Annotated in this window: 15 protein-coding genes; 10 read left to right on the top strand and 5 right to left on the bottom strand. The window is 75.5% G+C overall.

Features of this window, described 5'->3' with window-relative positions; all coding sequences use genetic code 11:
* Positions 1-30 precede the first annotated feature (30 nt).
* Complete coding sequence (locus RM780_RS06185; protein ID WP_311629476.1) at positions 31-456, bottom strand: ATP-binding protein; 426 nt, start codon at positions 454-456, stop codon at positions 31-33.
* Positions 457-715: 259 nt separating this feature from the next.
* On the opposite strand from RM780_RS06185, the gene RM780_RS06190 reads away from it, so the two are divergent.
* From RM780_RS06190 to RM780_RS06200, 3 genes are all read left to right on the top strand, one after another.
* Positions 716-4,147: a hypothetical protein gene (locus tag RM780_RS06190; protein ID WP_311629477.1), complete on the top strand. Its 3,432-nt coding sequence runs from the start codon at positions 716-718 to the stop codon at positions 4,145-4,147.
* A 142-nt stretch (positions 4,148-4,289) separates the two neighbouring features.
* On the top strand, positions 4,290-6,767 hold the full coding sequence (locus tag RM780_RS06195; protein WP_311629478.1) for a Tex family protein: 2,478 nt from the start codon (positions 4,290-4,292) through the stop codon (positions 6,765-6,767).
* Between the two features lie 362 nt (positions 6,768-7,129).
* Complete coding sequence (locus RM780_RS06200) at positions 7,130-8,758, top strand: ABC-F family ATP-binding cassette domain-containing protein (protein WP_311629479.1); 1,629 nt, start codon at positions 7,130-7,132, stop codon at positions 8,756-8,758.
* Positions 8,759-8,866: 108 nt separating this feature from the next.
* On the opposite strand, the gene RM780_RS06205 is transcribed toward RM780_RS06200, so the two are convergent.
* The 4 genes from RM780_RS06205 to galE form a co-directional block, all read right to left on the bottom strand.
* A complete protein-coding gene (locus RM780_RS06205) occupies positions 8,867-10,633 on the bottom strand; it encodes an ABC transporter ATP-binding protein (protein WP_311629480.1) in 1,767 nt (588 codons plus the stop codon).
* A 359-nt stretch (positions 10,634-10,992) separates the two neighbouring features.
* Complete coding sequence (idi, locus tag RM780_RS06210; RefSeq protein ID WP_311629481.1) at positions 10,993-11,562, bottom strand: isopentenyl-diphosphate Delta-isomerase; 570 nt, start codon at positions 11,560-11,562, stop codon at positions 10,993-10,995.
* 100 nt (positions 11,563-11,662) lie between these two features.
* Positions 11,663-12,598, bottom strand: coding sequence for a cation diffusion facilitator family transporter (locus RM780_RS06215; protein WP_311629482.1), 936 nt, complete (start codon positions 12,596-12,598; stop codon positions 11,663-11,665).
* Positions 12,599-12,747: 149 nt separating this feature from the next.
* Positions 12,748-13,728 (bottom strand): UDP-glucose 4-epimerase GalE, encoded by a 981-nt coding sequence (galE, locus tag RM780_RS06220; RefSeq protein WP_311629483.1) that lies wholly within the window; start codon positions 13,726-13,728, stop codon positions 12,748-12,750.
* A gap of 207 nt (positions 13,729-13,935) precedes the next feature.
* On the opposite strand from galE, the gene RM780_RS06225 reads away from it, so the two are divergent.
* The 7 genes from RM780_RS06225 (at position 13,936) to RM780_RS06255 (ending at position 21,023) form a co-directional block, all read left to right on the top strand.
* Positions 13,936-15,780, top strand: a complete 1,845-nt coding sequence (locus tag RM780_RS06225) for a DUF5941 domain-containing protein (RefSeq protein WP_311629555.1) — start codon at positions 13,936-13,938, stop codon at positions 15,778-15,780.
* A complete protein-coding gene (locus RM780_RS06230; protein WP_311629484.1) occupies positions 15,777-16,529 on the top strand; it encodes a phosphocholine cytidylyltransferase family protein in 753 nt (250 codons plus the stop codon). The genes RM780_RS06225 and RM780_RS06230 overlap by 4 nt, the downstream gene beginning before the upstream one ends.
* Positions 16,517-17,578, top strand: coding sequence for an iron-containing alcohol dehydrogenase family protein (locus RM780_RS06235; protein ID WP_311629485.1), 1,062 nt, complete (start codon positions 16,517-16,519; stop codon positions 17,576-17,578). Before RM780_RS06230 ends, RM780_RS06235 begins: the two co-directional genes overlap by 13 nt.
* Positions 17,556-18,341, top strand: coding sequence for a CDP-alcohol phosphatidyltransferase family protein (locus RM780_RS06240; protein WP_311629486.1), 786 nt, complete (start codon positions 17,556-17,558; stop codon positions 18,339-18,341). Before RM780_RS06235 ends, RM780_RS06240 begins: the two co-directional genes overlap by 23 nt.
* Positions 18,342-18,361: 20 nt before the next feature.
* Entirely contained in the window at positions 18,362-19,234 is an 873-nt protein-coding gene (locus tag RM780_RS06245; protein ID WP_311629556.1) for a glycosyltransferase family 2 protein, read from the top strand.
* 87 nt (positions 19,235-19,321) lie between these two features.
* A complete protein-coding gene (locus RM780_RS06250) occupies positions 19,322-20,236 on the top strand; it encodes an ABC transporter permease (protein ID WP_311629487.1) in 915 nt (304 codons plus the stop codon).
* Positions 20,229-21,023, top strand: coding sequence for an ABC transporter ATP-binding protein (locus RM780_RS06255; protein ID WP_311629488.1), 795 nt, complete (start codon positions 20,229-20,231; stop codon positions 21,021-21,023). The genes RM780_RS06250 and RM780_RS06255 overlap by 8 nt, the downstream gene beginning before the upstream one ends.
* Positions 21,024-21,108: the final 85 nt, after the last annotated feature.

Consider the following 21,108-nt stretch of genomic DNA (forward strand, 5'->3'; position numbering starts at 1 on the left):
GGGGACCCGTGGCCGGGGAGCGGCGCGCGCTCAGGAGGGCGCGAACCGCTCCCCGGCCACCCGCACCCACACGCGTTTCCCCTCCGGCGTCCGCTCGTGCCCCAGGCCGTCGGCCATCTCCCGCAGCAGCCACAGCCCCCGGCCCTCCTCCGCCGTCCACTCCGGCAGCGTGATCCGCGGCGGCTCGGGGGAGCGGTCGAGCACCGCGACCTCCACGGTGGCGCCGCTGAGCGTCAGTTCCAGCGTGCAGCGCGGGTCGGGCACGTGCCGGGCCACGTTGGAGAGCAGCTCCGTGACGCCGTGCAGGACCACCTCGGTCACGTCGGCCGGCTGACCCCACTCCCGCATCGCCAGGGCGGCCAGGCGCCGGAAACGCGCCAGGTCCTCCCGGCGGGCCGTCAGCGGCCAGCGGTGGACCAGGCCGTCGGCGGCGGCGTGGGGGCTGGTGAGCGTCATGATCCCTCCGTGGGGGGCTGCACGGGACGTTACGGTGTGAGTGCACCGTGTCACTTCTCTCGCACCCTGCCCGTAACTCCCGGCAGTCCGCAAGGAATTCAACTGCACGTGTGGAGTTCATATCACTCGAATCGGTGACTGAGTTGACATTGGGTCAGACCATGCGCTTGGCTGCCTGACCCCGCTGCCCCCGCCGCGTCCCCGTCCCCCACCCCCACCCGCCGCACGCGCCCGCGGGCGTGGCGGGACAATCACCGCCATGACCCAAGCCAGCGCCGAACGCCTGCTGCGTGACCTCGACCCGCTGCCCCACCCGCGGCGCGCCCGCGAACTGGCGGCGCGGGCCCGCGCCGCCGCCGGCCGCGGCGAGCTGCGCGACCTGGTCGAGGCCCTGGCCCGGCACGGCGAGCACGGCCGGCGGCTTGCCGCGCTCGCCGCCGCCGTCGGCCGCGAGACCGGCTACCTCGCCGCCCTGCTGACCGACCCCGACCCCGTGGTGCGCCGCCGCGCCCAGCGCGCCGCCCGGGCCGCCGGGGTCGGCGACTACGCGCTGGAGGTGGCCCTGGAGGACGCGCCCCGCGCGGTGCGCCGCGAGCTGCTGCGCACCGTCGTCGCCACCCGCCGCACCGCCCTGGCCGACCTCCTCGTCGACCGCCACCGCGCCCGCTGGGGCGACGCCGAGGCCGCGCCGCTGCTGTCCGCCTGCCCGCCGCGCACCGTCGCCCGGCTGCTCCCCGCGCTCTTCCCCGCGATACGCGGCTGGCGGGCCCTGGCCACCCGCCACCCCGACCTTGTGCTGGACGAGGCCGCCCGGCGGCTGGCCGCCCTGCCCGCCGCCGCGCACCCCGGCTGGTGGGCCCGCCACGCCCCCGCCGTGGCCCTCGCCGCGGGCCCCCGCCCCGGCCGCGCCCTGGCCCTGCTGGAACGCCACGACCCCGGCCCGATGCCCGAACCCCTGTGGCAGGTCGTTCCCCGCCTGCTGACCGCCGAGCCCGGCCGCACCCTGCGCCTCCTCCTCGCCCCCGCCCGCGCCTCCCGCCTGGCCGAACGCGGCCTGCCGGGCGAGACCCTGCGCCGCCTGGCCCGGCGCCACCCGCCCGAGCTGGCCGAACTCGGCCGCGCCTGGGCCGGCCGGCCCAGGCGCCGGGCCGCGCTGCTCGCCGCCCTCCCGCCCCACCGCCGCGCCGCCTTCCACGACGCGGTCACCGGCGGGGCCGACTCCGACCCGGCCGCCGGGCCCGCCGGGCCCGCCCCCGTCGCCGACCGCATCCTCGCCCTGCTGCCCCACGCCCGCCGCCACGCCGAGGCCCGCCGCCTCGCCGAGCGCGCCCGCTCCCGCGGCCTCGGCCGATACGCCCTGCTCGCCGCCCTCGCCCACCTCCCCGTGGCCGAGGCCGCCGCCGAGCTGCGCGCCGCCACCCGCGGCCCGCTGGCCGAGGAGCGCGCCGACGGCTGGGTCCTGCTGATTCGCAACGCCGCCCGCTCCGCCGACCCCGTCGCCCTCACCGCCGTGCTGGCCGAGGCCGGGCGGCTGCGCGACGAGCAGGACCCCGTGCGCGCCGCCGCCCTGGACGCGCTGGCCGCCGTCCCGCCCCGGCTGTTCACCGACGAGGCCGAGCCCGGCCTCGACCGCGTCGCCGCCGACGCCGTCGCCGCCCGCGACTCCTCCCCGCGCGCCCGCGCCGCCCTGTCCCGCCTCGCCCTGGCCGTCCTGCGCGAACACGCCGTCACCGACCAGCGCGACCTGCTCGGCTGGTCCCTGCGCACCCTCGTCCGCCTCACCGGCCACACCGGCGAGGCCGACCTCGGGCGGCTGGAGCGCACCCTGCGCCGCGGCCAGGAGCACGACGTCTTCGCCTCCCTGCGGCCCTGGCTGGAGGCCGGGGCCGAGAAGGTCGACCACGGCCTGACCTTCGCCCTGGCCCGGGCCGTTGGCCGCCGCGCCCGCGGCATGCCCGAGCTGCAGGAACTCCTGCGCCAGGCCATCCAGTTCGGCAGCGACCAGACCGTGCGCACCGCCGCCGGGCTCTGGCTGGAGGACCCCGCCACCCGCGACGCCCGCGTCGCCGACCTCCTCGCCCTCGACCCCTCGGCCGCCGCCCTCCCGCCCGTCACCCGGGTCCTCACCCACCGCCGCACCGACCTGCTCGACACGCTGCTGGGCGAACGCCCGCCCTACGGCCGGTTCCTGCCCCGCGAGGCCGACCCCCTGCCGCCCCTGGCCGCCTCCCACCGCTGGCAGCCCCGCCAGCGCCGCGCCGCCGCCCGCCGCTGCGCGCGCCTGGCCGAGTCCGCCAGCACCCCGGGCGCCCGCCGCGCCGCCGCCGTCGCCGGCCTGGCAGCGCTCGGCTCCGAGGGCGCCGAGGAGCTGCGCCGCCTCGCGGGCGAGGCCGACACCGTCGTGGCCGAGGCGGCCCTGGACGCCCTCTCCCGCACCGAGCGGCCCGGCGACGCCCTGCCCGGCCTGCTCGCCCTGGCCGGCGGGGACCGCGCCCGCGTCGCCGTCCCCGCCGCCGCCCGCGCGGCCCGCCACGTCCCGCCCTCCCGCCTCGGCGGCCTGCTCACCTCCGTCCTGCTGCCCGCCCCCGGCCGCGCCCCCGCCAAGGTCACCGCCCGCAAGGCGGCCGTTCACCTCGCCGCCGCCCTGCTGCCCGTCGCCGAGGCCGCCGCCCTCCTGGCCGAGACCGCGGGGCCCTCGGGTCCCGGCCCGGCTGTTCACCCCGGCGTCCACCCGGACGTGGTGGCCGCCTGCGTCGCCGCCGCCCCCCGGCTGCTGGGCGACGAGCGCGCCTGGCGCCTGCTGGGCGCCGCCACCTCCGGGCCGCCCGCCGCCCGCCTGGCCCTGCTGCGCGTCCGCCCGCTCGACCTCGCGGACGCCCACCGGGTGCGTTACGCCGCGCTGCCCGTCGCGCTCGCCGCCGACGCCGACCCGCGCACGGCCGCCGCCGCGCACGCCGCCCTCGCCCACTGGGGCGTCTGGGCCCCCGAGGCGGCCGGCGTCCTGGTCGCCGCCGCCACCGACCTCGCCCATGACGCGACCTGGCAGTCCGCCGTCGAGGCCCTCACCGCCCTCGCGCGCACCCTGCCCGCCGCCCGCGACGCCCTGCACACCGCCGTCGCCTCCCTGGCCGTGGCCGACGCCGCCGAGGCCACCCCCGACGCCCAGGCCGAGGCCGACCTGCCCGCCCGCCGCCGCATCCAGGTCTGCGCCGCCCGCCTGCGCACCGGCGTCGCCCAGCGGGAGCCCTCCTCCCGCCCGCTGGCCGCCGGCATCGGGGAACTCCTCTCCCACTATCCCGACTTCACCCGCGAGGCCACCGAACTGCTGGCCGCCGCCACCGACCTGGACGCCCCCGCCCTCACGGCCGACCTGACCCGCCTGGCCGCCCTCCACCGCGAACGCCCCGCGCTCGCCGCCCGCACCGCCGAGGCCCTGGCCCGCCGCCTCGCCGCCCCCGACCGGCCCGGGGACCCCGCCGCCCTCCTCGCCGCCGCCGGCTCCCTGGCCGCCGAAGGGAGCCTGGCCACCGGCCTGTTCGCCGTCCGCCTCGCCCGCGCCTGCGGCACCAGGACCGGCTGGCCCGCCCCCTGGCGCGACCTGCTGCGCGCCCTGCGCCGCCACCCCTGCGCCGATGTCCGCGACGAGGCGCACGCCCAGCGCACCGACCTGCCCGCGCGCCCCGCCGGTTGAGCGCGCGCCGCTCCGGACGAACGCCCGCGCCGGGCCTGGACGCGCCCGCAGGACCCAGCGCGCCTGAGCGCCCGCTCCCCGCCCGGCCCTGCCACAATGCACACCGCGGCGCACCCGGCGCCGGGAAAGCGGAGCGTTGATCGTGACAGAGTCCGTCGCAGAGTCCGTCGCAGGCCGGTCCATCGAGGCAAGGATCGCCGAGGAGCTGGGCGTACGGGAGGGGCAGGTGCGGGCGGCCGTGGGGCTGCTCGACGGCGGCTCCACCGTCCCGTTCATCGCCCGCTACCGCAAGGAGGCCACCGGCACCCTGGACGACGGGCAGCTGCGCGCCGTCGAGGAGCGCCTGCGCTACCTGCGGGAGCTGGAGGAGCGGCGCGAGGCGATCCTGGAGTCCGTTCGCTCCCAGGGCAAGCTGGACGAGGCCCTGGAGGCCTCGATCCGCGCCGCCGAGACCAAGGCGCGCCTGGAGGACATCTACCTCCCGTACAAGCCCAAGCGCCGCACCAAGGCCCAGATCGCCCGCGAGGCCGGCCTCGAACCGCTGGCCGACGGGCTGCTGGCCGACCCGGGCGTGGAGCCGAAGGCCGCCGCCGCGGCCTTCGTGGACGAGGCGCGCGGCGTGCCGGACGCGGACGCCGCCCTGGCGGGGGCCCGGGCCATCCTCACCGAGCGCTTCGGCGAGGACGCCGACCTGCTGGGCGAACTGCGCGAGCGGATGTGGGAGTCGGGCCGGGTGGTCTCCCGCGTCCGCGAGGGCAAGGAGACGGCCGGGGCGAAGTTCGCGGACTACTTCGACTTCTCCGAGCCGTTCGCGAAGCTGCCCTCGCACCGGGCCCTTGCCCTCTTCCGCGGCGAGAAGGAGGAGGTCCTCGACCTCACCCTGGAGCCCGAGCCGCCCGCCGAGCCCGACCCGCGGACGGGGACCGCCCCGCCCAGCTCGTTCGAACGCGCCATCGCCCGCCGCTTCGGGATCGCGGACCGCGGCCGGCCCGCCGACGCCTGGCTGGCCGAGACCGTCCGCTGGGCCTGGCGCACCCGTGTCCTGGTCCACCTGGGCATCGACCTGCGCACCCGGCTGCGCACCGCCGCCGAGGACGAGGCCGTCGGCGTCTTCGCCGCCAACCTCCGCGACCTGCTGCTGGCCGCCCCCGCCGGCACCCGCGCCACCATGGGCCTGGACCCCGGGCTGCGCACCGGTGTGAAGGTCGCCGTCGTGGACGCGACCGGCAAGGTCGCCGCCACCGCCACCGTCTACCCGCACGCCCCGCAGCGCCGCTGGGAAGAGTCCCTGGCCGCGCTGGAGGCCCTGGTGCGGGAGCACGGCGTGGAGCTGATCGCCATCGGCAACGGCACCGCCTCCCGCGAGACCGACCGGCTGGCCGGGGAACTGCTGACCCGGCTCGGCGGCGAGCGGGAGGTGACGCGGATGGTCGTCTCCGAGGCCGGGGCCTCGGTCTACTCGGCCTCCGCCTACGCCGCCCAGGAGCTGCCGGAGCTGGACGTCTCCCTGCGCGGCGCGGTCTCCATCGCCCGCCGCCTCCAGGACCCGCTGGCCGAGCTGGTCAAGATCGACCCCAAGTCCATCGGCGTGGGCCAGTACCAGCACGACCTGTCCGAGGTGAAGCTCTCCCGCTCGCTGGACGCCGTGGTCGAGGACTGCGTCAACGGCGTGGGCGTGGACGTCAACACCGCCTCCGTGCCGCTGCTGGCCCGCGTCTCCGGCATCGGCTCGACCCTGGCCGAGAACATCGTCTCCCACCGCGACGCGCACGGCCCCTTCCGCAGCCGAGCCGCCCTGAAGGACGTCTCGCGGCTGGGGCCCAAGGCGTTCGAGCAGTGCGCCGGGTTCCTGCGGATCCGCGGCGGGGACGACCCGCTGGACGCCTCGGCCGTCCACCCCGAGTCCTACCCCGTGGTCCGCCGGATGGTCGCCTCCGCCGGAACGGACGTTCCCGCGCTGATCGGCAACGCCGCGGCCCTGCGGGCGCTGCGGCCCGAGGAGTTCGTGGACGGCTCCTTCGGTCTGCCGACCGTCACCGACATCCTGCGCGAGCTGGAGAAGCCGGGGCGCGACCCGCGGCCGGCCTTCCGCACCGCCCGCTTCAAGGAGGGCGTCGAGACCCTGGGCGACCTGGCCCCCGGCATGGTCCTGGAGGGCGTGGTCTCCAACGTCGCCGCCTTCGGGGCGTTCGTGGACGTGGGCGTGCACCAGGACGGCCTCGTGCACGTCTCCGCGATGTCGCGGAAGTTCGTCTCCGACCCGCGCGAGGTCGTCAAGCCCGGGGACATCGTCAAGGTCAAGGTCCTGGACGTGGACGTGCCCCGCAAGCGGATCTCCCTGACCCTGCGGCTGGACGAGGAGCCGGGCGCGGCCCGCGGCGGGCGCGGCGGCCGGGACCGGGGGCAGGACCGCGAGGGCGGGGGCGGGGGCCGGGAGCAGCGCGGGCGTGGGCAGCGCGACCGGGAGGAGCGCGCCCCGCGCGGCGGGAACACCCCGCGCCAGCGCGACCGCCGCGGCGGCGAACGCCGCCGCCCCGCCGACCGCGAGCCCGCGAACAGCGCCATGGCCGACGCCCTGCGCCGGGCCGGCCTCCTCGGCCGCGACCAGGGCGGGCGCTGAGGGCGGACGCCCGGCGCGCGGGGCCCGTCCCGGCCGGGGCGGGCCCCGCGGCAATCCCGCTTGCCCCGGCCGGGGGCGTGCCCCTACCCTCGACGACGGCCCTGTTGCCGTCGTGAGGAGAGGCCGTTGCTCATCTGAGGTCATGACACCGTGGACCCGCCCGCCCCGTGCCGGGCGCGCCGCACACGGACGACCTCGGAAGCAGACGGCTACCGCCCGCGGCCCCTTTCCGCCGCGCCGGCCGCGTTCCCGCGCCGCACCCCTGGCCTTCCCGGCCCTTCCCCGGTCCTCCGTCGGCCCCTCCGCGGGCCCGGTGTCCTTCCCGCCCAGCCCCTGGACACCGCAGACCCCCGGAGGACCGCATGAGCAACGCCCGAATCACCTGCGCCCGCCTGAGCTTCTCCTGGCCGGACGGCACGCCCGTCTTCGAGGACCTGGACCTGGCGTTCGGCCCCGGCCGCACGGGCCTGACCGGGCTCAACGGCTCGGGCAAGTCCACCCTGCTGCGGCTGATCGCCGGGCGCCTGACGCCCGCCTCCGGCGCGATCCGCACCTCGGGCGAGGTGGGCTACCTGCCGCAGAGCCTGACCCTGGACACCGGGCAGCCCGTGGACCGGGTGCTGGGCATCGACCGCGTCAGGGCCGCCCTCCACGCCATCGAGGGCGGCGACCCGGACGAGGCCCACTTCGAGACGGTCGGCGACGACTGGGACGTCGAGGAGCGCACCCGCGCCACGCTGGACCAGCTCGGCCTGGGCGGCATCGACCTGGACCGCACCGTGGGCCAGGTCTCCGGCGGCGAGACCGTGCTGCTGCGGCTGGCCGCGCTGCTGCTGTGCCGGCCCGAGGTGCTGCTGCTGGACGAGCCGACCAACAACCTCGACCTCCGGGCCAGGCGGCGGCTCTGCCAGGCCGTGGACGCCTGGCCCGGCGTGATGGTCGTCGTCAGCCACGACCGCGAGCTGCTGGAGCGCGTGGACCGGATCGCCGAGCTGCGCGGGCAGGGGCCCGGGCAGCGGCGGGGCGTCGGCGCGGTCCGCGTCTTCGGCGGGCCCCTGTCCGCCTACGAGGAGACCCTGGCCGTCGAGCAGGAGGCCGCGGAGCGGACGCTGCGCGCGGCCGAGGCGGACGTCAAGCGCCAGAAGCGGGACCTGACCGAGGCGCACGTCAAGCTGGCGGCGCGGGCCAGGAACGGCCGCAAGGCCGCCGAGACCAAGGGCCTGCCCCGGATCGTGGCCGGTGCCCTCCAGCGCTCCGCGCAGGTCTCGGCCGGCAAGCACCGCCAGCTCCACGAGGACCGGCTGGCCGGCGCGCGCGAGCGGCTGGCCCGGGCGGAGGAGGCGGTGAGGGACGACGACGAGATCCGCGTCGACCTGCCGCACACGGCCGTCCCGCCGCGGCGGGCTGTGTTCACCCTGCGGGAGGTGGTGCTGCGCTCGGGGGCCCGCGCGGACCTGGCCGTGCACGGCCCGGAGCGGATCGCGCTGACCGGCCGCAACGGCGCAGGGAAGACGACGCTGCTGCGGGCCCTCACCGGCGAACTCCCGCCGGCGCAGGGCGAGGCTGCCGTGCACGTCCCGCTGCGGCACCTGCCCCAGCGCCTCGACGTGCTCGACCCGGAGGTCTCCCTGCTGGAGAACGTCCGGCGCCTGGCGCCCGGCGCGAGGGAGCAGGAGATCCGGGACCGGCTGGCGCGGTTCCTCTTCCGCAAGGCGCGGCCCGACCAGCGGGTGGGCGACCTCTCGGGCGGGGAGCGGTTCCGGGCCACCCTGGCGGCCCTGATGCTCGCCGAGCCGGCGCCGCAGCTGCTCCTGCTGGACGAGCCGACCAACAACCTCGACCTGGCCAGCGTCGGCCGGCTGACCTCGGCGCTCGCCTCTTACCAGGGGGCGCTGCTGATCGCCAGCCACGACGTGCCCTTCCTGCGGACGGTGGGCATCACCCGCTGGCTGAGCCTGGACGGGGAGCTGACCGAGACCGAGCCGCTGTGAGGCGAGGCGCGCGCGGGTGTCCCGGCCGGGGGAGGGCTCCGGCCGGGACGCCCGGGTCGGGGGTCCGCGCGGCACGAGGGGACCGGCGGGCGTTGAACCGGCTCCGCGTCAGGAGATCTGCGTGGACTGGAGACGGGCGTACGCCCCGCCGCGTCTGAGCAGCTCGGCGTGGGTGCCGATCTCCAGGATGCGGCCCTGGTCCATCACTACGATCCGGTCCGCTCCCCGCACCGTGGACAGCCGGTGGGCCACGACGAACACCGTCCGCCCGCGCATCAGCCGGTTCATCGCCTCCTGCACCAGCGCCTCGGAGCGGGTGTCCAGCGCGGAGGTCGCCTCGTCCAGCACCAGGATCCGCGGGTCGCGGATCAGGGCGCGGGCGATGGCCAGGCGCTGGCGCTGCCCGCCCGAGAGACGGGCGCCGCGCTCCCCGACCACGGTGTCCAGGCCGTCGGGCAGCCGGTCCACGAACTCCAGCGCGTTGGCGTCCTGCAGGGCGGTGCGCACCGCCTGGCTGTCCACCTCGGCCAGGCCGTAGCCGACGTTCTCCCGGATGGAGCCCTCGAAGAGCACCGACTCCTGGGGCACCACCGACAGGAAGCGGCGGTAGCTGCGCAGGTCCAGCGTGGCCATGTCGGCGCCGTCCAGCAGGATGCGGCCGGAGGCGGGGCGGATGAAGCCGATCAGCAGGTTGAGGATCGTGGACTTGCCCGCGCCCGAGGCGCCCACCAGGGCCACGGTCTGTCCGGGCGGCACGGAGAGGCTGAAGTCGGTGATGGCGGCGGGCCCTTCTCCGTCGTAGCGGAAGGTCACCGACTCGAAGTCCAGGCGGCCCTTGACGGCCGTCACCTCGGCCTTGCCGGTGTTGACCTCCAGGTCCGGGGCCTGGAGCACCTCGCCGGCCGAGCGCACGGACTCGAGTCCCTTGGTGATGATCGGCGTCAGGCCCATCAGCATCGTCATCGAGCCGGTCAGGGTGGTGAAGAAGGTCGAGAGCATCACCACGTCGCCGGGGCTGACGGGCAGCCAGGCGTAGTAGGAGATCAGGGCCGCGCCGACGAGGAAGCCGATGCCGATCGACTGGAGCAGGATCCAGGCGATGGCCCCGAAGTGGCCGTTGAGCAGGTCGAGCCGTATGCCCGCCGTGAGCACCTTGCGCAGCGAGCCGTCCACGCGGCCGAGCGCGGTGCGCTCCAGGCCGTGGGCGCGGGTGACGGGGATCAGGCTGGTCATCTCGCCGACGCGGGAGGACAGTTGCTCGACCTGCCGGCGGAACTGCTCGTTGTGGCTGCGCAGCCGCCCCCGGAGCCTGCGGACCAGGATCGAGGCGGCGGGAACCACCACGACGAACGCCGGGATCGCCGCCGGCACGCGCACGGCGATGACCACCAGGCCGCCGATCAGCGTGATGACGGCCGCCAGGCCGGTGTCCGCGCTCTGCTGCGCCGAGGTCTCGATGTTTTCCACGTCGCGGATCACCTTGGTCTGCAGGGCGCTGGCACTGACGCGGGAGTGGTAGCCGATCGACAGCTCCTGCATCCGGCGGCAGAGCGCGGAGCGCAGGGCGGTGCCGACGCGGCGCACGCTGCCGTGCATGCACCTCACGTAGAGCAGGTGGGTGGGGTAGTTGAGCACCAGGACCACCATGAGGATCGCGGTGTTGGTGCCCATCTCGGTGACGGGGCGGCGCTCCACGACGATGTCGATGATGTTCGCCGTCACGAGGGGAAGCAGCCACACCGGGCTGTGCTTGACGGCGAACGCCAGCACGGCGACCAGGACCCGGAGGCGGTCTTCCCGGAAGAGGTAGGCGAGAGTCCGCACCGGGTGTTCCCCCCGGTAGCGATGCTCCAGGGGACCTTGCGGAAGAGCCATGACAGCAGCACTCCAACGTCCAGGGGATTCGGTCGCGTTGACCCTGCCCCGTGCCGCGCCGGACACTCACCGAAATGTCATCAGCCTCGGTACTCTGCCCTCATCTGTCTGGTTCGGGGTAGTTCGTATACATGGTGATAGTAACCATGGGCGCGGGCCGGGCCCGGCGCAAAGGCCAAGGTCGCGGCCGTTCCGCGGTCCGATTTCTCATCTTCCGTATAGTCGCGAAAGCCGTTCCGGGGGCGAAACGGCGCGCGCGTGGGGAGGACCGTCCGCCGGGCGTTCGCAACGGTGCGCCCGCCGCCCGGGTGAGGGCGCCGGCCCGCCCCCGCGCCGTCCGCGCGGGGGCGGGCGCCGCCTCACCAGCCGGCCGCGGGCCCGGTCAGCTCGCGGATCGCCGGCCGCGCCGCGTCCAGCACCGTCGGGAACCAGGCGGAGAACGCCCCCGCCGCGCGCATCCTGCCCAGCTCGGCCGGGCCGGCGAAGACCGTCTCCGCCACCTCCTCGGGGTCCGGGTCCACCGGCGCGCCCACCCGCCCGGCGAAGAGGTGGTTGAACTCCTGCTCCACCAGGCCCGAGGCCGGGTCCGGGTGGTTGTAGCGGACCGTCCCGGCCTCGCGCAGCAGCGCGGGCGCGGCGCCCAGCTCCTCGACGGTGCGCCGGGTCGCGGCCAGGAACGGCGGCTCGCCCGGGTAGGGGTGCCCGCAGCAGGTGTTGGACCACACGCCGGGGGAGTGGTACTTGCCGGGCGCCCGCCGCTGGAGCAGCAGCCGTCCCGCGCCGTCGAAGAGGAAGACGGAGAACGCCCGGTGCAGCCGCCCGGGGGCCCGGTGCGCGGCCAGCTTCTCCTCGGTGCCGGTGGTCCGGCCCTCCTCGTCCACCAGCTCCAGCAGGACCGGCTCGGTCACGACGGCTGACTCCTGCGGCATCTCCACCACTTCCCGGCCCCCGCGGGGCCCGACTCGACGCTCCCCACGTCCCGGACCCGGCGTCCGCGCACGCGGCGGGGCACCAGTGTGCCGCACCCGGTCAGTCGCAGACGCCGGCCTCGTGCGCCACGTGCCCCGAGGGCTCCAGCTGGAACGTGCAGTGAGCCACGTCGAAGTGGGTGCCCAGGCAGCTCTGGAGGTCGCGCAGCATCCGCTCGTGGCCCGGCGCGTCCAGCGCCTCCCCGCCGACGACGACGTGCGCGGAGAGGACCGGCATGCCCGAGGTGATGGTCCACACGTGCAGGTCGTGCACATCCTCCACGCCCGGCAGCCGCAGGATGTGGGCGCGCACCTCCGGTATCGACACGTCCCGGGGCGCGGCCTCCAGCAGCACGTCCAGCGCCTCCCGGGCGAGCTTCACCGTGCGCGGCACGATCATCAGCGCGATCAGCAGCGAGGCGACGGGGTCGGCCCCCTGCCAGCCGGTGACCAGGACGACCAGGGCCGCGGCCACCACCGCGAGCGAGCCGAGGGTGTCCGCGGCGACCTCCAGGAAGGCGCCCCGGACGTTCAGCGACTCCCGCTGGCCGCGCATCAGCAGCGCCAGGGAGAGGCCGTTGAGCGCCAGCCCCAGGAGGCCGAAGAGGATGGTCTGCCCCCCGGGCACCTCGGTCGGCTCCCGCAGCCGCCCCACCGCCTCGAACAGGATGTAGCCGCCGACGCCCAGCAGCAGCAGGCAGTTGGCCAGCGCGGCGAGGATCTCCATCCGCGCGTAGCCGAAGGTGCGGCGCTCGCCCGCCGGCCGGTTGGCGACGTGGATCGCCAGCAGCGCCATGGCGATGCCGATGGTGTCCGTGGCCACGTGCCCGGCGTCCGCCAGCAGGGCCAGCGAGCCGGTGAGCGCGCTGCCCACCAGCTCGGCCACCAGCAGCAGCGCGGCGATGGCCAGCGCGATCCGCAGCCGCCCCCGGTAGGCGGCGCCCGCCGTCCCGCGCGGAGAGGGGGACGGGCCCCCGTGCTGGTGTCCGGCTCCCATCGGCGCCCGCCTCCTTGGTCGATACCCCACAGTGAACTACGGGAGGGGGGTATCTGGCAACGCGGCACTGAACACCGTTGTCATGTGCTCTGACCTGCGTGAACGCCCCTGCTGCGGGCCGCGCGCGAGGGGCGGGCGTTAGCGGGTGACTACAGTCCGGGGTGGCGCAGCCGCCAGCCCTCCCAGGCGGAGGCGACCATCTCCCGCAGGTCGCGGGAGGCCGTGAAGCCCAGCCGCTTGGCAGCCTGCTCCGCCGAGGCCACCACCCGGGCCGGGTCGCCCGGGCGGCGCGGGGCGACGACGGCCGGCAGCGCGCGGCCCGTGACCTCGGCGACCAGGGAGGCCAGCTCGCGGACCGAGACGCCGGTGCCCGTGCCGACGTTCACCGTCAGGTCGCCTCCCGGCGCCGCGTCGGGGCCCTCCAGGTGCCGGGCGGCGGCCAGATGCGCGTCGGCCAGGTCCGCCACGTGCACGTAGTCCCGCACGCAGGTGCCGTCCGGGGTGGGGTAGTCGTCGCCGAAGATCCGCGGGGGCTCGCTCCGGGTGATGGCCTCGAAGAACAGCGGGATGACGTTGGCCGCGCCCGTGTCCGACAGCTCGGGGGCCGCGGCGCCCGCGACGTTGAAGTACCGCAGGCAGACGGTCGCCATCCCGTGCGCCCGCCCGGCCGCGCGCACCAGCCACTCGCCGGTCAGCTTCGTCTCCCCGTACGGGGAGAGGGGCAGGCAGGGGGTGTCCTCCGTCACCAGGTCCACGTCCGGCATCCCGTAGACCGCCGCGGAGGAGGAGAAGACGAACCGCCGCAGCCCGGCCGTGGCCGCCGCCTCCAGCAGCACGGTCAGGCCGTGGACGTTCTCCCGGTAGTAGCGAAGCGGCTCGGCCACGGACTCGGCCACCTGCTTGCGCGCCGCGAGGTGCACCACGCCGCTCGCGCCCTCCAGCGCGAGCGCCCGGTCCACCGCGGCCCGGTCGAGCACCGAGCCGCGCACCACCGGAACGTCCGTCGGCAGCCGCTCGGGCAGGCCGGTGGAGAAGTCGTCCAGCACCGCCACCCGCTCGCCCGCGTCCCGCATGGCCCGCACCACGTGCGCCCCGATGTACCCGGCTCCCCCGGTGACCAACCAGCTCATGGGCGCAGCCTAACCCCTGCCTCCGACACAGAGATTGCGCTGGGTGTCGGTGCGATCGCATAGAGTCGCGTCGGCCGCCGGGCCCGGGCTCCGACATGAACTCCGGGTTTCCTGGGGCCAACGCCGTTCTTGCCGAACGGTAGTCATCAGATAATCTCTGCCGACGTCCAGCCGTTGAAGACGGTTCCGCCTCTAGGAGTGAGTCAGCTGCCGACCGCCATCCTCACCGGTCCGCCCCCGCCCGGGTCGCCCCTGGGAGGCGACCTCGCCGCCCTCGGGTTCACCGTCCGGACGGCCGGGGACGGGGGCACCGGCGGGCTCGCGGCGGCCCTCGCGGACGTGCCGGCCGGGGAGCGCGTCGCGGTCGTCGACGCCCGGTTCGCCGGGCACCGGCACAGCCTCCGGCTCGCGCTCACCGACCCGCGCTTCCCCGCCGCCGCGGTGCCCGGCGCCCTGGCCGTACTGCCCCCCGCGCGCGAAGCGTTGACCCGCGCCGCCGCCGGGACCGCCGGGGACGGTGCCCGCGCGCGGGCGAGCGGCCCCTCCCTCGCCGCCCCGCCCGAGGCCGGGCCGCTGCCCGACCGCCTCGCCGGCCTGCTCGCCGCCGGGGGAACGCCCGTGCACCGCCCGGCGCTCGGCACTCTGGTCGCCGCCGTGCCCGCCACCCCCGAGGAGCGGGCCGAGGCCGCCCGCGCCGTGGCCGCCGTGGACGAGGAGGCCGTCCGGCTGCGGTCCGCCGTCAAGTCCCGGGACGGCTTCTTCACCACGCACTTCGTCAGCCCCTACTCCCGCTACCTGGCCCGCTGGTGCGCCCGCCGCGGCCTGACTCCCAATCAGGTCACCACCGCCTCCCTGCTGGTGGCCCTCCTCGCCGCCGGGTGCGCGGCCACCGGGGAGCGCGCCGGGTACGCCGCCGCCGGCGCCCTGCTGCTGGCCTCCTTCGTCCTGGACTGCGCCGACGGCCAGCTCGCCCGCTACGCCCTGCGGTACTCCACCCTCGGCGCCTGGCTGGACGCCACCTTCGACCGCGCCAAGGAGTACGCCTTCTACGCCGGGCTCGCCCTGGGCGCCGCCCGCACCGGTGACGACGTATGGGCCCTGGCGCTGGGCGCGATGCTCCTCCAGACCACCCGGCACGTCGTGGACTTCGCCTTCAACGAGGCCCACCCGCCCGGGCCCTCGGGCTCCGCCGGCGGGGCCGCCGCCCTCTCCGGCCGCCTGGACCGCATCGGCTGGACGGTGTGGCTGCGCCGGATGATCGTCCTGCCCATCGGCGAGCGCTGGGCCCTCCTCGCCGTCCTCACCGCCCTGACCACCCCCCGCGTCACCCTCACCGTGCTGCTGATCGCCGGCGGCCTGGCCGGCTGCTACACCACGGCGGGCCGCCTGCTGCGCTCCCGCCGCCTGGCCGGAGGCGGCCCCGGGACGGCCGAGGCGCTGGCCGGCCTGGCAGACGGCGGGCCGGTCTCCGCGGCCGTGGCCTCCTGGCGCCCGCCCGCCGCGCGCGGGCGTTACACCGCCCCGCTGTGGGCCCTGGCCGGGACCGCCGCCCTGCTGGGCGCGCTGCTGGTGCCCGGCGTCGCCGGCGGCTGGTACGCCCTGGCCGCAGCCGCCGTCTACGCCCTGTGTGCCGCCCGCGCCACGGCCGCACCCCTCGTCCGGCCGTTCGACTGGCTCCTGCCCCCGCTGTTCCGGGCGGGGGAGTACGGCGCCCTCCTGGCCCTGGCCGGGCACAGCGGGGTGAACGGGGCGTTGCCCGCGGCTTTCCTCCTGGTGGCGGCCAGCGCCTACCATCATTACGACACGGTGTACCGCCTCCGCGGCGGCGCCGGGGCGCCTCCCCGCGGGCTGGCCATGGCCGCCGGCGGGCACGAGGGGCGCGTCCTGGTGGTCACCGCCGCTGCCGCCCTCTGGGCGACCGGGCAGGGCTTCACCGCCGCGCTCGCGGCCCTCGCGGGGGTCCTGGCGCTCCTGGTGCTGGGGGAGAGCATCCGCTTCTGGATCTCCTCCCGGGCACCGGCCGTACACGACGAAACAGGAGAACCCGCATGATCGGCCTTGTGCTGGCCGCCGGCGCCGGACGGCGTCTTCGCCCCTACACGGACACCCTGCCCAAGGCCCTGGTGCCGGTGATCGGCGAGGAAGGCCCCGACGCCCGGACCGTCCTCGACCTCACCCTGGCCAACTTCGCCGAGGTCGGCATCGCGGAGGCGGCCATCGTCGTCGGCTACCGCAAGGAGGCCGTCCACGAGCGGCGCGAGGCCCTGGAGCGCCGCTACGGCGTCCGCCTCACCCTGATCGAGAACGACAAGGCCGAGGAGTGGAACAACGCCTACTCCCTGTGGTGCGCCCGCGAGGCCATCCGGGAGGGCGTCATCCTCGCCAACGGCGACACCGTCCACCCCCCCTCCGTCGAGGAGACGCTGCTGGCCGCCCGCGGCGGCGGCAAGAAGATCATCCTCGCCCTCGACACGGTCAAGGACCTGGCCGACGAGGAGATGAAGGTGATCACCGACCCCGAGAAGGGCGTGCAGCGGATCACCAAGCTGATGGAGCCCGCCGAGGCCACCGGCGAGTACATCGGCGTCACCCTCATCGAGCCGGGCGCCGCCGAGGAGCTGGCCGACGCCCTGCGCACCACCTTCCAGCGCGACCCCCAGCTCTACTACGAGGACGGGTACCAGGAGCTGGTCCACCGCGGCTTCCGCATCGACACCGCGCCCATCGGCACGGTGAGCTGGGTGGAGATCGACAACCACGCCGACCTCGCCCGGGGACGGGAGATCGCGTGCCGGTACTGACCCGCCTCATCCCGTCCCCCGTCTCGGTGGACATCACCGCCGGGGCCCTGGACAACCTGGCGGGCCTCCTGGCCGACCAGCGCATCTCCTCCTCCGGGCGGCTGGCCGTGGCGATCAGCAACGGCTCGGGGGCCGCCCTGCGCGAGCGGCTGACCCCGGCGCTGCCCGGCGCCGACTGGTACGAGGTCGGCGGCGGCACGATCGACGCGGCCGTGCAGCTCGCCGACGCGATGCGCTCGGGCCACTACGACGCCGTGGTGGGCCTGGGCGGCGGCAAGATCATCGACGTCGCCAAGTACGCCGCCGCCCGCGTCGGGCTGCCCATGGTCGCCGTGGCCACGAACCTCTCGCACGACGGCATCTGCTCGCCGGTGTCCATCCTGGACAACGACGCGGGCCGCGGCTCCTACGGGGTGCCCACGCCGATCGCGCTGGTCGTGGACCTGGACGTGATCCGCCACGCCCCCCTGCGCTACGTCCGCTCCGGCATCGGCGACGCGGTCTCCAACATCTCGGCCATCGCCGACTGGGAGCTGTCGCACCGGGAGACCGGCGAGCAGATCGACGGACTGGCCGCGGCGATGGCCCGCCAGGCCGGGGAGGCCGTGCTGCGACACCCGGCCGGATGCGGGGACGACGCGTTCCTGACCGTGCTCTCCGAGGCCCTGGTGCTCTCCGGGATCGCCATGTCGATCGCCGGGCACACCCGGCCCTCCTCCGGCGCCTGCCACGAGATCTCGCACGCCCTGGACCTGCTGCACCCGCGGCGTTCCGCCCTGCACGGCGAGCAGGTGGGCCTGGGCGCGGCCTTCGCCATGCACCTGCGCGGCGCGCGGGAGGAATGCGCGCTGATCGCCGAGGCGCTGCGGCGGCACGGGCTGCCGGTGCTGCCGGACGACATCGGCTTCACCGCCGACGAGTTCGTGGCGGCGGTGGCCTTCGCCCCGCAGACCAGGCCCGGCCGTTACACCATCCTCGAACACCTCGACCTGACCCCCGAACAGATCAGGGACACCTACGCGGACTATGTCAAAACCATCGGTAGCTGAACTCCGCCCGGTCGTGCACCCCCCGGGGGTGAAGGACCGGCGCAGCGGCGAGCACTGGGCCGGACGCCTGTACATGCGGGAGATCTCCCTGCGCTGGACCAGGCACCTGGTCGGCACCCGGGTCACGCCCAACCAGCTCACCTACCTGATGGTCCTGGCCGGCGTCGCGGCCGGCGCGGCCCTGCTCGTCCCGGGGCCCGCCGGGGCCCTGGCCGCGGCACTGCTGATCCAGCTCTACCTGCTGCTCGACTGCGTGGACGGGGAGGTCGCCCGGTGGCGGGCCCAGACCTCCATCACCGGGGTCTACCTGGACCGGATCGGCCACTACCTGGCCGAGGCCGCGCTGCTGACCGGCTTCGGCGTCCGCGCGGCGGACGTCTTCGCCGCCGAGGGCCCCGCGCCCGACTGGCTGTGGGCCTTCCTCGGCACCGTCGCCGCCCTGGGCGCCATCCTCATCAAGGCCGAGACCGACCTGGTGGACGTGGCCAGGACGCGCGGCGGGCTGCCCGCCGTGCGGGAGGAGGCGGCCACCCCGCGCTCCTCCGGGCTCGCGGTGGCCCGGCGCGCGGTCGCGGCCCTGAAGTTCCACCGGCTGGTGGGCGGCGTCGAGGCCTCGCTGCTCATCCTGGCCGTGGCGCTGCTGGACGCGGCGCACGGCGACCTGTTCTTCTCCCGCCTCGGGGTGGCCGTGCTGGCGGCCGTCGCCCTGGTGCAGACGCTGCTGCACCTGGTGTCCATCCTCGCCTCCAGCCGGCTGCGGTGACCGGGGTGGGGACGGCACAGCTGCGCCTGGGCGCGGTGGTTCTCACGATGGGCAACCGGCCCGAGGAGCTGCGGGCGCTGCTGGACTCTGTGGCCGCGCAGGACGGCGAGCCCATCGAGGTGGTGGTGGTCGGCAACGGCGCGGCCCTGCCCGACCTGCCGCCCGCCGTGCGCACCCTCGAACTCCCGGAGAACCTCGGCATCCCCGGCGGCCGGAACATCGGCATCGAGGCGTTCGGCCCCGGCGGCAGCGAGGTCGATGTGCTGCTGTTTTTGGACGATGACGGACTGCTTCCGGACAAAGGCGCGGCGGAAGTGGTTCGTTCCCTGTTCGATGCCGATCCGCAGCTCGGCATCGTCAGCTTCCGGATCACCGACCCCGACAGCGGGACGACGCAGCGCCGCCACGTCCCGCGCCTGCGCGCCTCCGACCCCGAGCGCTCCTCGCGCGTGACGACCTTCCTCGGCGGCGCCAACGCCGTGCGCACCCAGGTGTTCCAGCAGGTCGGCGGCCTGCCCGAGCAGTTCTTCTACGCCCACGAGGAGACCGACCTCGCCTGGCGCGCCCTGGACGCCGGCTGGGACATCGCCTACCGGGGCGACCTCGTGCTGCACCACCCGGCCACCGCGCCCTCCCGGCACGCGGTCTACCACCGGATGGTGGCGCGCAACCGGGTCTGGCTGGCCCGGCGCAACCTCCCGCTGCCGCTGATCCCCGTGTACCTGGGCAACTGGCTTCTCCTCACCCTCCTGCGGCGCCCCTCCCGGGAGGGCCTGAGGGCGTGGTTCGCGGGCTTCGCCGAGGGCTGGCGCACGCCGTGCGGTCCCCGCAGGCCGATGCGTTGGCGTACGGTATGGCGCCTGACCCGGCTGGGACGACCTCCCGTTATCTGACAAGCTCGGGTCTGAGAACATCCAGGGGCCGCGCACCCGCGCCTGCGGCTCCTTCCGGCCTGTGCCCTGCGAGGACGAGAGTTCAAGGTGAGTGACACCACGCACGAGAGTGCGCCCCCACGTGACGTACCCCTGGCCGAGCTCGCGGCCCGTCACGGCCTGTCGGTCAGCGGGGCGAGGCCCTCGCTGCCCGACTACGTACGGCAGCTGTGGGGGCGGCGGCACTTCATAGTCGCCTTCTCCCAGGCGAAGCTGACCGCCCAGTACAGCCAGGCCAAGCTCGGCCAGATCTGGCAGGTCCTCACCCCCCTGCTCAACGCCCTGGTGTACTTCCTCATCTTCGGCCTGCTGCTCGGCGGCCGGGGTGGCATGTCCAACGAGGAGTACATTCCCTTTCTGGTGACCGGGGTCTTCGTCTTCACCTTCACCCAGGCGTCGGTGCTCGCGGGCGTGAAGTCGATCCCGGGCAACCTCGGCCTGGTGCGGGCCCTGCACTTCCCGCGCGCGGCGCTGCCCATCTCGTTCTCCCTCCAGCAGCTCCAGCAGCTCCTGTACTCGATGGTGGTGCTGGTGGCCGTGGCGGTCGGCTTCGGGCACCTGCCCTCCTTCGCCTGGCTGCTGGTCCTCCCGGCCCTGGCCCTGCAGCTCGCCTTCAACATCGGCCTGGCCATGATCTTCGCCCGCCTGGGCAGCGGCACCCCGGACCTCGCCCAGCTGATGCCGTTCGTCCTGCGCACCTGGATGTACGCCTCGGGCGTGATGTTCCCGCTGAGGCACATGGTCGAGGAGCGCGCGAACTGGCCCGACTGGGTGGCGGATATCCTGGAGGCGAACCCGGCCGCGGTCTACATGGACCTGATCCGCTACGCCCTCATCGACGGGGACTATCACAACAGCATCCCCGGGACCACCTGGCTCTTCGCCCTCGGGTGGGCCGCGGTCATCGGGATCGGCGGCTTCGTGTACTTCTGGAAGGCGGAGGAGCAGTACGGCCGTGGCTGAGCAGAACTCCCCCGCCCGGGTGGCGGACGACGGGCGCGTGCCCACCGTCATCGCCGACGACCTGCACATCGTCTACCGCGTGCACGGAGGCGGCGGCCGGGGCACCGCCACCGCCGCCCTGCGCCGCATCGTCCGGCGCGAGCCGTCCTCCCGCGTCCGCGAGGTGCACGCGGTGCGCGGCGTCAGCTTCGTCGCCTACCACGGCGAGGCCATCGGCCTCATCGGCACCAACGGCTCGGGCAAGTCCACGCTGCTGCGCGCCATCGCCGGGCTGCTCCCCGCCGAGCGCGGCCGGGTCTTCACCCACGGCCAGCCCTCGCTGCTCGGCGTCAACGCCGCCCTGATGAACGACCTCACCGGCGAGAGGAACGTCATCCTCGGCGGCCTGGCCATGGGCATGACCCGCGAGCAGGTCCGGCAGCGGTACCAGGGCATCGTCGAGTTCTCCGGGATCAACGACAAGGGCGACTTCATCAGCCTGCCGATGCGCACCTACTCCTCCGGGATGGCCGCCCGCCTGCGGTTCGCCATCGCGGTGGCCAAGGACCACGAGGTGCTGATGATCGACGAGGCGCTGGCCACCGGCGACAAGAAGTTCCAGCGGCGCTCCGAGGCCCGCATCCGCGAGCTGCGCTCCGAGGCCGGCACGGTCTTCCTGGTCAGCCACAACAACAAGTCCATCCGGGACACCTGCGACCGGGTGCTGTGGCTGGAGAAGGGGGAGCTGATCATGGACGGCCCCACCGAGCAGGTGCTCAAGGCGTACGAGGAAGAGACGGGCAAGTAACCGTCCGCGGGGCGACCGCGTGTCCGCCCGAGAATCATCGGATCATCGGGTAGAAGTGGGCAGCATGCAGCCAGAGGTGAGGGCG

This window comes from Streptomyces boetiae (genome assembly GCF_031845405.1).
GTDB lineage: Bacteria > Actinomycetota > Actinomycetes > Streptomycetales > Streptomycetaceae > Streptomyces > Streptomyces boetiae.

Bases quoted from the DNA above. Each gene is read 5' to 3' on its own strand.
- RM780_RS06185 (WP_311629476.1), bottom strand. From the start codon at position 456: ATGACGCTCACCAGCCCCCACGCCGCCGCCGACGGCCTGGTCCACCGC.
- RM780_RS06190 (WP_311629477.1), top strand. From the start codon at position 716: ATGACCCAAGCCAGCGCCGAACGCCTGCTGCGTGACCTCGACCCGCTG.
- RM780_RS06200 (WP_311629479.1), top strand. From the start codon at position 7,130: ATGAGCAACGCCCGAATCACCTGCGCCCGCCTGAGCTTCTCCTGGCCG.
- RM780_RS06205 (WP_311629480.1), bottom strand. From the start codon at position 10,633: ATGGCTCTTCCGCAAGGTCCCCTGGAGCATCGCTACCGGGGGGAACAC.
- idi (WP_311629481.1), bottom strand. From the start codon at position 11,562: ATGCCGCAGGAGTCAGCCGTCGTGACCGAGCCGGTCCTGCTGGAGCTG.
- RM780_RS06215 (WP_311629482.1), bottom strand. From the start codon at position 12,598: ATGGGAGCCGGACACCAGCACGGGGGCCCGTCCCCCTCTCCGCGCGGG.
- galE (WP_311629483.1), bottom strand. From the start codon at position 13,728: ATGAGCTGGTTGGTCACCGGGGGAGCCGGGTACATCGGGGCGCACGTG.
- RM780_RS06230 (WP_311629484.1), top strand. From the start codon at position 15,777: ATGATCGGCCTTGTGCTGGCCGCCGGCGCCGGACGGCGTCTTCGCCCC.
- RM780_RS06240 (WP_311629486.1), top strand. From the start codon at position 17,556: ATGTCAAAACCATCGGTAGCTGAACTCCGCCCGGTCGTGCACCCCCCG.